11 protein-coding genes are annotated in these 14,666 nt (G+C 67.5%); 4 read left to right on the top strand and 7 right to left on the bottom strand.

All coding sequences use genetic code 11. The features are described 5' to 3' along the window. Positions 1-2: 2 nt before the first annotated feature. The 4 genes from NNX34_RS08465 to NNX34_RS08450 all read right to left on the bottom strand — a co-directional run bounded on the left by NNX34_RS08465 (position 3) and on the right by NNX34_RS08450 (position 5,000). Complete coding sequence (locus tag NNX34_RS08465) at positions 3-1,274, bottom strand: ion channel protein (RefSeq protein ID WP_255766074.1); 1,272 nt, start codon at positions 1,272-1,274, stop codon at positions 3-5. Positions 1,275-1,371: 97 nt separating this feature from the next. After that, entirely contained in the window at positions 1,372-2,874 is a 1,503-nt protein-coding gene (locus NNX34_RS08460; protein WP_370647009.1) for an MDR family MFS transporter, read from the bottom strand. A 207-nt stretch (positions 2,875-3,081) separates the two neighbouring features. Then, complete coding sequence (locus NNX34_RS08455) at positions 3,082-3,408, bottom strand: hypothetical protein (RefSeq protein ID WP_255766073.1); 327 nt, start codon at positions 3,406-3,408, stop codon at positions 3,082-3,084. An 11-nt stretch (positions 3,409-3,419) separates the two neighbouring features. After that, on the bottom strand, positions 3,420-5,000 hold the full coding sequence (locus tag NNX34_RS08450; protein ID WP_255766072.1) for a Na+/H+ antiporter: 1,581 nt from the start codon (positions 4,998-5,000) through the stop codon (positions 3,420-3,422). 326 nt (positions 5,001-5,326) lie between these two features. Here NNX34_RS08450 and NNX34_RS08445 point away from each other — a divergent pair, with 326 nt between their 5' ends. Continuing rightward, positions 5,327-6,499: a hypothetical protein gene (locus NNX34_RS08445; RefSeq protein ID WP_255766071.1), complete on the top strand. Its 1,173-nt coding sequence runs from the start codon at positions 5,327-5,329 to the stop codon at positions 6,497-6,499. On the opposite strand, the gene NNX34_RS08440 is transcribed toward NNX34_RS08445, so the two are convergent. Together NNX34_RS08440 and hrpB are read right to left on the bottom strand one after the other, a co-directional pair. After that, on the bottom strand, positions 6,480-7,502 hold the full coding sequence (locus NNX34_RS08440) for an FUSC family protein (RefSeq protein ID WP_255766070.1): 1,023 nt from the start codon (positions 7,500-7,502) through the stop codon (positions 6,480-6,482). The genes NNX34_RS08445 and NNX34_RS08440 overlap by 20 nt on opposite strands. A gap of 114 nt (positions 7,503-7,616) precedes the next feature. Beyond that, entirely contained in the window at positions 7,617-10,256 is a 2,640-nt protein-coding gene (gene hrpB / locus NNX34_RS08435) for an ATP-dependent helicase HrpB (protein WP_255766069.1), read from the bottom strand. An 87-nt stretch (positions 10,257-10,343) separates the two neighbouring features. Here hrpB and NNX34_RS08430 point away from each other — a divergent pair, with 87 nt between their 5' ends. Together NNX34_RS08430 and NNX34_RS08425 are read left to right on the top strand one after the other, a co-directional pair. Beyond that, the gene (locus NNX34_RS08430; protein ID WP_255766068.1) at positions 10,344-10,835 is read left to right on the top strand and encodes a CarD family transcriptional regulator; all 492 of its coding nucleotides are present in this window, start codon (positions 10,344-10,346) and stop codon (positions 10,833-10,835) included. A 169-nt stretch (positions 10,836-11,004) separates the two neighbouring features. Continuing rightward, on the top strand, positions 11,005-11,619 hold the full coding sequence (locus NNX34_RS08425; protein WP_255766067.1) for a malonic semialdehyde reductase: 615 nt from the start codon (positions 11,005-11,007) through the stop codon (positions 11,617-11,619). 107 nt (positions 11,620-11,726) lie between these two features. Here NNX34_RS08425 and NNX34_RS08420 read toward each other — a convergent pair whose 3' ends face one another. Further along, positions 11,727-13,502 (bottom strand): glycerol-3-phosphate dehydrogenase/oxidase, encoded by a 1,776-nt coding sequence (locus NNX34_RS08420; protein WP_370647264.1) that lies wholly within the window; start codon positions 13,500-13,502, stop codon positions 11,727-11,729. 215 nt (positions 13,503-13,717) lie between these two features. Between NNX34_RS08420 and NNX34_RS08415 the strand changes: the two genes are divergently transcribed. Continuing rightward, positions 13,718-14,626, top strand: coding sequence for a sugar-binding transcriptional regulator (locus NNX34_RS08415; RefSeq protein WP_255766579.1), 909 nt, complete (start codon positions 13,718-13,720; stop codon positions 14,624-14,626). Positions 14,627-14,666 lie beyond the last annotated feature (40 nt).

The raw sequence follows: 14,666 nt of genomic DNA, 5'->3' as shown, positions 1-14,666 counted from the left end.
GGTCAAGCGTGCGCTTCTTCGGCCGCGAGCATGTGCGGGGCGTTGGTGACCACCAGCCACGCGGGCAGCAGCGCCAGGCACAGGACGGCGGTAACGGTCACGTCACCGGTGATGACCACGGCGATGAAGAGCGCCATCCAGCCGTCCCGGGCAACGGCAAGCACCAGCCCCAGCACTGCAGCGGCCACCGCCAGGCTCACCGGCACTGCCGGCACGACGGCCGAAACCGCCAGGCCCGCGGCCACCCCGATGAACACCGCCGGGAAGATGCGGCCGCCGCGGAAGCCGGCAGCCGCGGAGATTACCAGGGCGGCGAGCTTGACCACCGCCAGGTACACCAGGGCCCAGGCCGGTTCATCGCCTCGGTGCTGCAGCAGTTCGGCTGACTCCTCGGCGCCCTTGAACAACGTGATTGTCCCGCCGGCCACTCCCAGCAGGCCCAGCAGCGCTCCGCCGAGCGTGGTGAAGAGGACGGGATTGCCGAGTCGGTGGAACCACCGGTGCACCTGTGCGAAGACGGCGACGCCCAACAGTCCGAAGGCCGCTGCCAGCGGCGCGATAACGAACCCGGCCAGCACGTCCCAGCCGTCGGGGCTGCCCATGGGCGGTAGTTCGATCCGCAGCAGTGTGCCGCCGAACAGGGTCATGGTCACCGCCCCGGCGCCGGCGGAGACGAGCGGAAGGAAGAGCCGGTCGAAGAGCGCGCCCCCGGTCTTGAGGGTCCCGGCCATGCCGGTGAAGAGCAGCGCCGCGGCCACCGGGGTGCCGAACAGTGCGCCGACGGTTCCCGCCACCGTCAGTCCGACGATCAGCCGGGCCGGGACACGGGTAAACGACCGGCCGATCAGCACCGTCAACAGGGCGGTGTTGATGGCGATGATCGGATTCTCCGGGCCCAGGCTGACACCGCCGGCCAGTCCGAGGACCGCGACGGCGGCCAGGGAAGGCACCACCCCGACGGGCAGGGCGGCACCACCAAGCTCCGACACCGCCGAATCCGGACCGGCATGGCCCGGCGCGTAGCGGACGATGAGCCCGACGGCGAGCCCGGTGAGGGTCAGGGTGCCGAAAATCCACCAGCCGCCGTCGGGGTCGACCCCGACGGCGGCTGGCAGGTTGTCCCAGATGAGGTGCTGCAGGAGCCGGCTGAGCTCGTCGAGGGCGAACAGGACCAGCGCCGACACGACGCCGATGAGGACCGCCGGAACTGCCAGTGCCAGCAGGGTCCGGACCCGGTTGTGCCCGAGGAGTCCATCCTTCGCAGGTTCGGACATGGCGTCACTTCCCTGGGTGCAGCCCCCGGCGGATCACGCGTGCCTAACCAAGGCTAGTAGCCCGGACCGGCCGCTCCTAGGGCAACCGGACCGGCGGCTAGTGGACGGCCATGCCCTCGGGCAGCTCGTTGGTGGGCCTGCGGACCAGGAACGACGCCGCGACGGCTACCAGTGAGACAACCGCACCCCAGAAGAACGCCGTGTGCACGCCCGAGGCGGCTGCGGAGACCGCTGACGCGCCGTCGGCCAGGGCCGCCGTCGTACCGGTGGTCATCAGGGTGATGAAAACGGCCGTGCCGGCGGCGCCGGCAAGCTGCTGCAGCGTGTTGATGATGGCACTGCCGTGGGAGTACAGCGACTTGTCCAGCGAACCCAAGGCAGAGGTGAACAGCGGAGTGAAAATGAAGCCCAGCCCGGCGTTCAGCAGGCAGTGCATCAGGATCACGAGGCCAACGGGGGTTTCTTCGGTCAGCAAGGTCATTCCCCACAGGGCACCGCTGAGCACCAGTGCGCCCGGAACCACCAGCGGGCGGGGACCGAAACGGTCAAACAGGTTGCCGACAATCGGCGAGAGGATGGCCATCACGGCACCGCCGGGGAGCAGCAGCAGCCCGGTGTGAAGCGTGTCCAGGCCCAGCACGTTCTGCAGGTACAGGGGCAGCACAATCAGGCAGCCGAACAGCGCCATCATGGACACCAGGACCATGATGATCGCCACCACGAAGGGCTTGCTGGTGAAGGTGCGCAGATCCATCAGGGCGCGGTCGGTACGCTGGAGCACCAGCTGCCGCAGCACAAAGCCGGCCATGGCCAGGACGCCGACGGCCAGCGGGATCCACAGCGGCATCAGTTCCTTGCCCTGTGCAGCCTCGCCGATGCTGCTGAGGCCGAAGATGAGGCCGCCGAAGGCGAAGGTGGACAACACGATCGACAGCACGTCGAACGGCACGCGCTTGGTTTCCGTGAGGTTCTCGATCTTCATCGCGCCCAGCCCCAGCGAGAGCAGGGCGATGGGCAGGACCAGCCAGAACATCCAGCGCCAGTCCAGGGCGTTGAGGATGATTCCGGAGACCGTCGGGCCGATGGCCGGTGCAACTGCGATGACGATGGAAATGGTGCCCATCATCTGTCCGCGCTTATGTGCCGGAACAGCATTCAGGACGGTGGTCATCAGCAGCGGGAGCATGATGGCGGTGCCGCCGGCCTGGATGATCCGGCCGCCCAGCAGGGTGCCGAACCCGGGGGCCAGGGCCGCCAGCAGCGTCCCGGCGCTGAACAGGGACATGGCGGTCAGGAACAGGCCGCGCATGGAGAAGCGCTGCAGCAGGAAGCCGGTGGCCGGGATGACCACGGCCATGGTCAGCATAAAGCCGGTGGTCAGCCACTGGGCGGTTCCCGCCGTGATGTCCAGGTCGGCCATGAGCCGCGGCAGCGCCACGCTCATGATGGTTTCGTTCAGGATGACCACAAACGAGGAGACCAGCAGCAGGCCGATCACGGTCTTGGTGCGCGGATCCAGGGTGGACGGAGCCGACGTCGTTGCGGCGCGCCGGGAGGTTCCGGCGGCAGGCACGGGCTTTGCGGAGGGATCGATACTCAAAGAGGGAAGGTCCTATTCATGATGCGGGTGCGCCGCATGCAGTGGGCGCGGAAACGGACGGCACTTCAGCGGGCCCGGCCTGCAATCCTATGCGCCGGCACCTGCCTGCCCGGACTACCGTGCCCGTCCGCCCGGCGTGTTCCGCCGGATATTCGCCCAGCGCTGAACCGGGAACCCGGGCCGGAGGCTGGAGGCGGCTTGAACCGGCTAGAACCCGGTGACCAGCAATCCGAACCCCAGCACAAACAGCACCACCATCCAGCAGCCGCCCGCTATCGCGGCCGCCGCGGTGAGGACCAGCACTGCCCAGGGACGCCGGAACCGGTTGCGGATCCAGTCGAAGACCAGCGGAGCGGACACCAGCAGCATTACCGCCGAGGCCAGGATCAGGGCCAGCAGCACTACCGCCTGGACGGTTTCGGGAAAGACCCAGAGCTGCAGCACAACGACGGCGACGGCCAGTGTCGCAGCCGCGGCCGACTGCACCAGCCATGCGACGCCGAGATGCGGCCAGGATTCCACGTTCTTGCTCATGTTCAGGAAGTCTAGTGGCGTTCCGGGCGGTCCAAGGTGACGGTGCGCAGATCCAGGCGGCGCAGGACACGGTCCACGGCCTCCGGATCCATGCCGGCCTGCCGGCGGGCATCGAGTACTTCCCGGCGGGCAGCGTCCATCGCTTCGCGCTGGACCACGTCCATGATTTCCAGGGTCGCCTTCCGGTCCAGCATCTTCTGCGAATCATCCTCCTCGTCGCTCTCCAGCATGGCGTGCAGCGAGGACATCCGCTTGGCCAGTGCGGCGCGGCGGTCCGGCGGCAGCTGCTGGATGGCCGTCGAGCGCTTCATCGTCTCGATTGCCACCCGTTCGGCCCGGAGCGCGAGTTCGCGTTCCATCCGGTCCGCCTCTTTATGGTCGTCAGGCAGCTTCAGGACGCGCATCAGCCACGGCAGCGTCAATCCCGGCAGCACCAGCGTCACCACGAGGACCGCGCACGCGCAGGCTACGACGAAGTTGCGTCCGGGCAGCGCGTCACCGGCGAGCGTGGTGCCCGGCAGGGCGAGGGCAAGCGCAAGCGTCGCCAGGCCGCGCATACCGCACCAGGACAGCACGAGGACCTCTTTCAGCGAACCCGGCACATGGTTCTTCTCAGTCCCGCCCATCCGGTAGATCGCCATCATCCACAGGAACCGGACAAGCAGCACGGCCGCGCAAACGGCCAGGATGCCCGGAATGAAACTCAGCAGCTGGGAACCCTCGTCCTTGATGATGTACCGCATCTCGATACCCACCAGGCCGAACGCGGCGCCGGCGGTCAGCAGCTCCACCACGTCCCAGAAGGCGGTTCGGGTCAGGCGCTCCTCCGAGTCCTGGGGGCGGGCCCGCCGGCCCAGTTCCAACGCGGTGACGACGACGGCGACCACTCCGGAGAAGTGCACTTCTTCGGCGAGCAGGTAGACGGCAAAGGGTGCAACGAGGGTGGACGCCGAACGCGCCACCAGGTTCGGCACGAACCGGTTCAGGCTACCGACGACCCAGGCCATCGCCAGGCCCAGCACCACGGCGCCGGCTGCGGCAATGAGGAAGTCCGGCACCACGTCCCAACCCACGTGCCCGCCGCTGGTGCTCGCTGCGACGGCGGCCTGGAAGATGACAATGGCAATGGCGTCGTTGAAGAGGCCTTCGGTCTGCAGCACCGTGATGAGCCGCCGCGGCATCCGGACCTTTCCAGCAACCGCTTCCACGGCTACCGGATCGGGCGGGGCAACAATGGCCCCCAAGGCAATCGCGGCAGGCAGCCCGAGCGCCGGCACCATGGCCCAGGACACACCGGCCACTACAGCCACGGTGACTGCCACCAACGCCACCGCCAGCAGTACCAGGGAACGCCAGCGCAGCCGGAAAACGGACCAGGAGCTGCGCTGGGCGGCTGCGAAGAGCAGCGGCGGGAGGAACAGCGGAAGGATAAGCTCCGGGTTGATGTGCACTTCGGGGATGATCGGCAGGAACGCGATCAGGGCCGAGGAAATCAGCATCAGCACGGGGTACGGCAGCCGGATGCGTTCGCCGATTCCCGCGGCCAGCACGGTTCCGAACAGCAGCCCGATCAGGAGTATCAGGAAATCCACCGGCTCAGCCGTCCGCTCGGTGCGTGCTTCGGACCGACTGCGCCGCGTGTTTCATAACCGCACCTGCTTCTTTCGGATGTGTAAGTATTTCGTTAATTATTGCATTGAGTGCATCGACTGGCGCACACCCAGGGCGGGCGGCGGAAGCGGCGGGTAAACGAGCAGGGAGCCCCGGGAGTCTCCACACCGCACGCTAAACCCGATAAAATTGGACGGACATCTGACTCGTTCAAGGAAGCTGCTCTATTGGCCATCAGCGATATGAGGCAAGACCCCGGCGAATTGAGATTGACCCCTCCTGCCATCAGTAAGGAGGGTCTGTACCCGTGACTGCCGTCTACGGCGTGGTAAGGGAAACCCGTAACCCGGCAGCCGCGATGAAGGCACTGACGGACAGTGCCGCCGCAGAGCCCCGCGGGCAGCAGGGCCAAGACAGCTCGGCGAATTCCCGGTCCGCTAAAGGTGCCGTCATCACCTGGGATCCCGATGACCTGCCCGGTGCCCTCCATCGGCTGCTGAGCTCCCATCCCCGCCATTTCTCCGACCCGGAGGCAGTGCCGGCGCGCCCTGTCCCCTTCCGGATGCACCTCATGGACGCGGATGTGCCCAAGTCGATCCAGCTGCACCCCCGGCCGGACCAGGCTTTGGCCGGCTATGTGCGTGAACAGACCCGCGGTGTCCCTTTGAACGCCGGAAACCGAAACTATAAGGACAGGTACGCCAAGTTTGAAGTGGCGGTATCCCTCACTCCCCTTCGCGTCCTGTCTGGACAGCGCAGCAGGGAAGAACTCCGTGCCATTGCCGACGGGGTGGACCTTCCATGGCTTGATACCTTATTGACGTTCCGGCATGAGATGCCGGTGCACGCCCTCCTCCGCATGCAGTCTTCCGAGACTGCCCGTGCACTGCGGGAAACCGAGGCTGCCATGGCCGGGGTGACGGAAACCGAAGGTCCTGCGGCAGACGCTGCGGCGGTTTTCCGCCGGCTTGCGCCGCTTTTTCCGGGCGACCGCGGAATTCTGATAGCCATCTGCATGAACCTCATCAAGCTGGACCCCGGTGAGGCAATGGTCACCCCCGCGGGGTGCCTCCACTCCTACCTCTCCGGCCAGGCCATGGTGGTTATGGGCCTGTCGGACAATGCGCTGAAGGCCGGGTTAACCACGGACTACGTGGACGTTGCCGAGCTGCAGCAGGTCCTGGGCGACGGCCAGCCCGGCCCCGCATTTCTTGAGGTGGAGCGTATTGATGAGCGCCAGGATCGTATTCCGCTCTGGAGTGAGGACCTGGACCTGCGACGGACCGTGATCGACGGCGGCACCGCATCCATTCCGCTGGAACGTTTCACCGTTGTGCTTGCCGCACTGGGAGAAGCGAGGGTCTGGGTGGGCGACGTGAGCACGTACTTGGAGCAGGGTGCCAGCATGCTCTATCTGGGCGACCCGACGACTGCCGAAGTCGAAGGCTCGGCACAGCTCTTCAGTGCGTCGAGGACCTAGCAGCCGGCGCGGACCTGCGGGTGGTGGCGGCAATGACCGCCAGGGCCACGAGCGCCCCTATGGTCGTTTGGACGGCCCGGTCCAGGGTTACGGCCAGCACCGGCTGGGTAGCAATAAACCCCGTCATCAGCAGGGCCACCGGCGTCAGGAACACCATTGCCAGGCCATAGTGCAGCACCGCGTAAATCTCTCCGCATAGCTGCAGCATGGCCAACAGCACCGCCAGCTGGACCGGCGACCACTGAACCTGGAGCAGCACCGCAGAGACCAGCACACCGGCGTAGGTGCCCAGGATGAAGTGCACTGCGCGGGTCACTCCCCCGGCCGCGTCCACTGCCGCGATCGGAGCGCAGGCGGCGAGCATCGCCCAGTATCCGTGTCCCAGCCCCAACCCCGCCGAAATCGAACCCGCGGCAGCAACGGCAGCAGCGTACCGGCCCGAGTGGCGCAGGATCCGCCCCCAGGACGGCGGCCGGTACGGCAGCAATGTCCGTGGAGTGTGGCGGCGCGCGTGCAGCCGGCCGGCAAAACCCAGCGCCACGGCGAGCAGCACGCTGCCCGCCACAGTCAGCGCAGCCTCCTCCAACCGTCCGGAGAACGGTGCAGCGGAGGTGGCGGTAAACGCGAAGATGTAGGTAAACGGGCCGGCGGGGCGCACCCTCAGATAACTGGCAGCCGCCGCAATAAGGCCCGCGATCACGGTTCCCGCCCCCACCACCGTCCAGGAATCCGCTCCGGAGAGGGACAGGAACACACCGGCCAGCACGGTCAGGACCATCAACACGCCCGACAGGGACTGGTGCTGCAGACGCCGCCAGTGCAGTTCCGCACGGCCGAAAACACCGGTCAGCGAACCGAAGATAGCGCACATCGTCAGGTCGGTCCGCCCCAGCAGGATCAGGACCAGCAGCGGCAGGAACACCCCGATCGCCACGCGGACGGCAGGCACCCGGTGCCCGCGGCCCGGAGGCACGGTGAGGAAGCTACGGACATGCTGCTGCACGGGAAACAACGAACCTTTCACTGCGGCCGAAGGCACATGGGCCGCGGTTCAAGCCTAGAACCCGCGGACGACGACGCCCGGCAGCTTCCCGTGTGACGGTCCTCGCATCCGCTGTTACATCCGGGCCTTTGTCCTTGCCGTGGCCTTGGCAGACCAAGGGTCCTCCGGCCAGGGGTGCCGTGGGTACCGGCCGCGCATCTCGGACCGGACCTGGGCATAGGGTCCGGACCAGAAGGATGCCAGGTCGTCGGTGACGGCCAGCGGCCTGCCTGCCGGGGACAGCAGGTGGAAGAGCACCGGGACGCGTCCATCCACGAGCCGCGGGGTTTCGGCCCATCCGAAGCACTCCTGCAGCTTGACCGCCACCACCGGCCGGCCGCCGTCGTCGTGCTCCGGATCCGGGTAGTCGATCCGGACCCGTGAACCGCTGGGCACCTCAAGCCGTTCCGGGACGAGGTCGCCCAGCCGGGATGCCTCCGGCCAGGGCAGCAGCCGCCGCAGCGCATCGGTGAGGTCGATGCTGTTGGCGGATGCTCCCCGGGCCAGGGCGTCCAGTTCGGGGCCGAGCCAGTCCTGCAGCCGGGCCAGCAGGGCCGGTTCGCTGACATCCGGCCATGGCTCCCCCAGTTCCCGGTGCAGCAGGGCCAGGCGCCGGCGCAGCGCGTCGGCGGCCGTGGAGAAGCCGACCAGTTCCAGCCCCTTTGCCGTCATGGCGCGGGCGACGGCGGCCCGTCCCTCCTCGGCGGACGGGCGTACCGGGGTGGAGCCGAGCAGGATTGCGCCGAGCCGGTGTTCCCGGCGCGCGGTGACCCGGCCGCCGGCGAATTCCGCCTCCACAGTGTCCGTGACGAGGTGTTCGGCGGCGGCTTCCGCGGTGTCCAGGGTCAACGGGGCGGCAGCGCGGATCACGGCACCGGTGCCGGCGGCGTCGCGCCCCTCGGCCCGGGCCACATCGGCGACGGCCAGCCAGTCCTGTCCCGTGAGGGAACTGCCCGCGGGCAGTCCGGCACGGGTTCCGGAGGCGAGCAGGTAACGCTCCGGGCCCGCGCCGGGAACGCGCCGCGCAATCCGGTCCGGGAAGGCCAGGGAAATCACGTACCCCGGCGCTTCCCCGGCCGGGACTTCCCGTTCGGCAGGGCCGGCAGACTTCTCCCGGCGGGCCAGCTGTTCCAGCCTCCTGACGTCTTCGGACCACCGGCGTTCACCGGGCTCGCGTCCGGTCCGCAGTCCGGCCAGCAAGCGGGTGAGGTCCGCCCCGTGTGCACGGTTGTCCCCCGAAAGCAGGGCAACGACCTCGGCTGCGGTCCGGGCACCCACCGCACCGGCGCCGTCGAGCAGTGCCCGTGCGAGCCGGGGATCGGCGGGCACGCCCGCGAGTGTTTTGCCGCGGGGCGTTGCCAGCCCCTCGGCGTCCACGGCACCGATCCCGCGCAGCACCTGGAGGGCGTCGCGCATGGCGGCCGGCGGCGGTGCGTCGGGAAGGGACAGGCCCTCACCTCCCGGGGCACCCCAGCATGCCAGCACCAGGGCTGCGGCCGTGAGGTCCGCGACGGCGATTTCCGGGGTCTGGTGGGCGGGCGCGGCTCCGTAGGCCCTGTCGTCATAGCAGCGCACCACCGTACCCGGCCCCAGCCGGGCGGCGCGGCCGGCCCGCTGCTCGGCGGAGGCACGGGAACAGGAGACAGTGACGAGGCCGGACATCCCGCGCATCGCATCCCGGCGCGGTTCGCGGGCAAGCCCCGAGTCGATGACCAGCCGGACACCAGGAACGGTCAGCGAGGATTCGGCCAGTGACGTGGACACAATGATCCGGGCGGGCTCGCCCGGGCCGCGGCCGGAAACGGCCCGGTCCTGCTCGGCGGGCGTAATCTGCCCATGCAGTTCCAATACCTCCGTTCCCGCCGGAATACGCGAACGCAGCCGGCCCGCCACGGTGGACACCTCACGTGCGCCGGGCACAAACACCAAGGCATCGACATCCGGATCCCGGGCCATGGCGTGGGAATGGGCCCGAAGCGCAGTATCCGCGACATGGTCCAGGAACCCGCGGGTCACGCCGCGTTCATCGAAGCGGGGAACCGGCGCGGGGGCCCAGACCGTTTCGAGCGGGTGCAGCGCAGACGGGCAGCCGACCACGGGAGCCGGCCCGGCGCCGTCGGGCGAACCGATCAGCGCGGCGAACCGCGGTGCGTCGAGGGTTGCGGACATGGCCACCAGGGTCAGGTCCTCGCGCAGCTGGCGGACCTCGGTGAGCATTCCAAGCAGGAGGTCCGTTTCCAGCCCCCGCTCATGGACCTCATCCAGGATGACGGCGGACGTTCCATCCAGGCCCGGGTCGGCCAGCAGGCGGCGCAGCAGAATTCCCGGCGTCACGAATTCCACCAGCGTGGAGGGTCCCGTGCGGCTCTCGCCCCGGACCGTGTAGCCGATCCGCCCGCCGAGGGCAGAGCCGTCCAACGCAGCCAGCCGGCGGGCCGCCGAACGGACCGCAACGCGCCGCGGCTGGGTGACCACCACCCGCGGCCGCGTCCCTCCGCGGGTGAGTACGTTGGCGACGAGCGGCGGCACCAGGGTTGTCTTTCCGGTTCCGGGCGGGGCCTGGACGACGGCGGTGCCCGCTCCGTGCGTTTCGCCGGCACCTCCGCCCAGCGCCGCTGCGAGCTGCGGGACCGACTCGGCGAAGACCAACCCGTTGCCTATGCCCGCAAGGTCGAAGGGCGGGTTGGTTGGGTGCGGAGAGGCCGGAGAAGTCACTCTTCCATTCTGCCTCCTGCGGGAAGCGGTAAAATGATAAGAGTCTCGTCACTCGCCCCTGCCTTTCCTCTTCCTTGGAGGTAGCAGTTGCCATTTTCCAAAGGCCAGATCCTGGTCCACCCCCATCACGGCCCCGCCGTTGTCAGCTCCTTCCAAACGCATCCGCGCATGCAGAAGAACTGTATTGTCCTGGAGGTCCAGTCCTCCCACCTGATGGTCTGGGTGCCCGTTGACCAAGTGGACCATGTAGGCCTTCGTCCGGTCCTGGACCGGGCGGGACTCGACACACTGTTTGGCGTCCTCCGCGCGCCCGCGGATAAAGAAGATCCCCAATGGTCGCGCCGGTACAAGGACAACGCGGAGAAACTTGCCACCGGTGATCCGATGGTGATTGCGGCCGTGGTCCGCAACCTGATGTTGCGCGAGGCGGACCGCGGTCTCTCGCAGGCCGAACGGGAAATGCTCCGGCACGCCCGTCGGCCGCTGCTGACGGAGATTTCCCTCTCGCTCGGACTCTCTGAAGTGGAGGCCGGCGCCAAGCTGGACGCCGTCTGGGCTCCGTCCAGCGCGGTCGCTTAGGCCGGCAGGTCCGTTACCGGACGGCAAGTCCGCTCTGCTGCCTCCGCGCACCTATGGGTGTGATGGATGTCACCATAGGCGCCGCCCTTATTCTGCACCCCTTTCGGGTTTACTTGAAGCGTCAAGTGTCTGGAGACACGAACCGTTACCCTAAGGAGGTGTGCTGCGTATGAACGACGGCACTCTGGAGTCCATCCCCGCCATCGATGCCGCAGCCCTCGGCCTCCTCTTCCGTGACGCGCGCACGGTCTCGGAATTCACTACGGCCGCTGTCACGGACGAGCAGCTTCAATCCATCTACGACTTGACCAAGATGGGTCCGACGGCGATGAACATCCAGCCGCTGCGGATCACCTGGGTGCGTTCCGCCGCGGCTCGGCAGCGGCTGGTGCAGCACATGGCCGAAGGCAACAAGGCCAAGACAGCCGCGGCTCCCATGGTTGCGGTGCTGAGCTTTGACCGCACCTGGCCTGAGCACTTCCCCACCGTTTTCCCGCCGGCACCGCAGCAGGGCGCAGTCTTTGCCGCCAACCCGGAACTGAGTGCCGTGATGGGCAATGACAATGCGCATCTGCAGGCCGGATACTTCCTCCTGGCGGTCCGTGCACTGGGCCTGGCCGCGGGGCCGATGGGCGGGTTCGACGCCGCCGGGCTGGACGCTGACCTGCACGCAGGCCTCAACCTGCAGTCCTTCCTCGTCGTCAACATCGGTGTGCCTGCCGGCGAGCCACGCCACCCGCGACTGCCCCGACTGGATTACGCGACGGCGACCACCGAACTCTAGGCCGCAGACAATAGACCGCCGCCCTGTTGGGGAAACAGCAGAGGGCGGACACCGTATCGGTGTCCGCCCTCTGCGGTTGCTGCTTTGCTTCTTTGCTTTACTCCGGGTTAGGAAGCCAGCGCCGGGATCTTCATGCCGTGCATGGTGACCAGCAGGTCGCGGGCGAACTCGGCCTGGCGGCGCTTTTCGGCGTCGTCCCAGCCCAGCTGCGGGGCCAGCAGGTCCGCCAGCTCGGTCAGCATGTCCTCGGACACCAGGCCGCGGAAGGCCAGCGAGGTGCGGCGGATCAGGATGTCGGCGAGCTGCGTGATCTGCTCGTTTTCCACCATGTAGGTCAGCTCGCGGGTGCTGAGCTCGCTGGTGGAGGCCAGCAGCTGGTCCCCGCCCTGGGACAGGAACTCCAGGACGTCGACGGCGCGGGTGCCGTAGCGGGTCAGCAGGACCCGGACGCGGTCACGGTCGGCCACGTCGGAGGCCATGCGGTTGACCCACAGGCGCTCTTCAGCCTCGGTGGCCGGGAAGTCCTTGCCTCCACCGATCTGCAGTTCCGCCGTCGTCGTCTTCCGCGGCATGCCCAGCGCGGTCATTGCCTCGGTGGCCAGGGTCTCGGACAGGGCGCGGAAGGTGGTCCACTTGCCGCCGACCAGGGACAGGCTCGTGACGTTCTTGCCGGCGCGCTTGTCCATGCGCTTTTCCACGCGGTAGTCGCGGGACACGAAGCCGGGCTGCGTGTCGTCGTGCTTCGGCAGCGGGCGGACACCCGAGAAGGTGTACACGATGTGGTCGCGGCGCACGTCAACCGTGGGGAAGACGTGGGCGATCAGTTCGAAGAAGTACTCGATCTCTTCGTCCGTGCAGACCGAGGCCTCGTTGATGTCGGCGTCGATGTCCGTGGTGCCCACCAGGACGCGGTCGCCCATCGGGTAGATGAGGACGATGCGGCCGTCGGTGTGTTCGAAGAACATTTCGCGGCCGGCGCAGGCTTCCAGCAGTTCCGGGTGGTCCAGGACGATGTGCGAGCCCTTGGTGCCGCCCATGAAGGAAGTGCGCTTGCCGAAGGAATCGTTGGTCTCGTCAACCCAGGCGCCGGTGGCGTTGATGACGACGTCGGCGTCGAAGACGAATTCTTCGCCGGTGACCTCGTCGCGCAGCACGGTGCCGGCGTCGGTGGTGCCGACGGCGCTGACGTAGTTGCTGGCGCGGGACTGCGGGTTGGCCTCGAGGCCGTCACGCAGCACGTCGAGGGTGAGGCGCTCGGGGTTGTGCACCGAGGCGTCAAAGTACGTGGCGGTGTACTTTACGTCCGGGCGCAGCTTCGGCAGTTCCTGCAGGGACTTCTTCTTGCCGACGAAGTTGTGCTTGGGGGCCACGCGGCCGCCGCGGGAGAAGAAGTCATACATCAGCAGGCCGGCCTTGATCAGCACGGCGCCGCGCTCGGTGTGCTTGCCCTGCTTGTGCGTCAGGAAACGCAGCGGTGCGGCAGTGATGCCCGAGAAGGTGGTGGTGATCGGGATGGTGGTCTGCAGCGGCTTGACGTAGTGCGGGGCCAGGCGGAGCAGGGCATTGCGCTCGACGACGGACTCGTGCACGAGGCGGAACTCGCCGTTCTCCAGGTAGCGGATGCCGCCGTGGATCATGTGGGAAGACGCGCCCGAAGCGCCCTGGCAGTAATCACCGCGCTCTACGAGGGCTACGTCCACGCCCTGCAGCGACAGGTCACGGAAGGTGCCGACGCCGTTGATGCCGCCGCCGATGATCAGCACCGAGGCCTTGGGCCGGTCCTTCAGCTGCTGTACCACCGGACGGGTCCGGGCGGCGGTCTTTGCCTTGCTGGGGTTCACGGAATTGTCCACGTATATCTCCAAACGCTTCTGTGGCTGCATTGCCATATCTACTCAATGGTCGAAGCCTGCGGCTCCCGGGGCCAACCAATGCACATACGTGCACCCTGCGATAATGGATTCATGGAGTACACAACCGTGTCGATGGACAGCAAATGAACATTGGTGTCAGTGGCCGGTTCCCGGACGCCTCCGGCGCCGGACCTGCAGCGAACGAGAAGGAAAGCCGCGACCGCGATGCCCTCCGGGCTGCGCAGATGTATTACCTGCAGAGCCTGACCATGGAGGCGATCGCCCGGGAACTTCGGATTTCCCGTTCCACCGTTTCCCGGCTGCTCTCCTACGCGCGCAGCACCGGGCTGGTCCGGATCGAGATCCGCAACCCGTCGGACCGGGCCCCGGCGCTGGAACAGGAGATTGCCTCCCGGTTCCGCATCCAGGCCCATGTGGTTCCGGTAGCCGAAACGGTCTCCCCCGCCCAGGCACTGCAGCGGGTCGCCGTGCAGGCGGCGCACCTGATCGGTCCGCTCATCGATTCGGATGCGATCATCGGCGTCGCGTGGGGCTCAACCCTGACGGCAGTGAGCCAGCACCTGCCGATCAAGAACACCCATGACAGCACAATCGTGCAGATGAACGGGGCCGGGAATTTCCGCACATCGGGCATCACCTACGCCAGTGAAATCCTGCAGCGTTTCGGCCACGCCTACGGGGCGCGGGTGGTCCAATTCCCCGTTCCGGCGTTCTTCGACCACGCCGAAACCAAGGAAGCGATGTGGCGGGAACGTCCGGTGAAACGCGTGCTGGATCTGCAGGCCCGGATGAACACCGCGATCTTCGGGGTGGGTTCCATGGAGGCGGGCGTGCCCAGCCACGTCTACAACGGCGCCTACCTGGACGAAGAAGACCTGAATGAACTGATGGCCGAGGGCGTAGTGGGGGACGTCGCCACCATGTTCTACCGGGCGGACGGCACCTGGGACGGGATCAAGCTGAACTACCGCAGCACCGGCCCTGACCTGTCTACCCTGCGGCAGGTCCCGCGCCGGATCTGTGTGGTGGCCGGGGAAACCAAGACCACCAGCCTGCTTGGCGCCCTGCGTGCCGGTCTGGTCACGGACCTGATTCTGGACGAAAATTCCGCCCGGCGGTTGGCCTCCTCCTAACCCCTTGTATCCTCCAGGAACCTTGCCAAGCCCGATCAGG

It is taken from the genome of Arthrobacter sp. zg-Y1116, assembly GCF_024385485.1.
In the GTDB taxonomy this organism is placed as follows: Bacteria; Actinomycetota; Actinomycetes; order Actinomycetales; family Micrococcaceae; genus Arthrobacter_B.
This window is presented reverse-complemented; position numbering and strand designations above follow the sequence as displayed.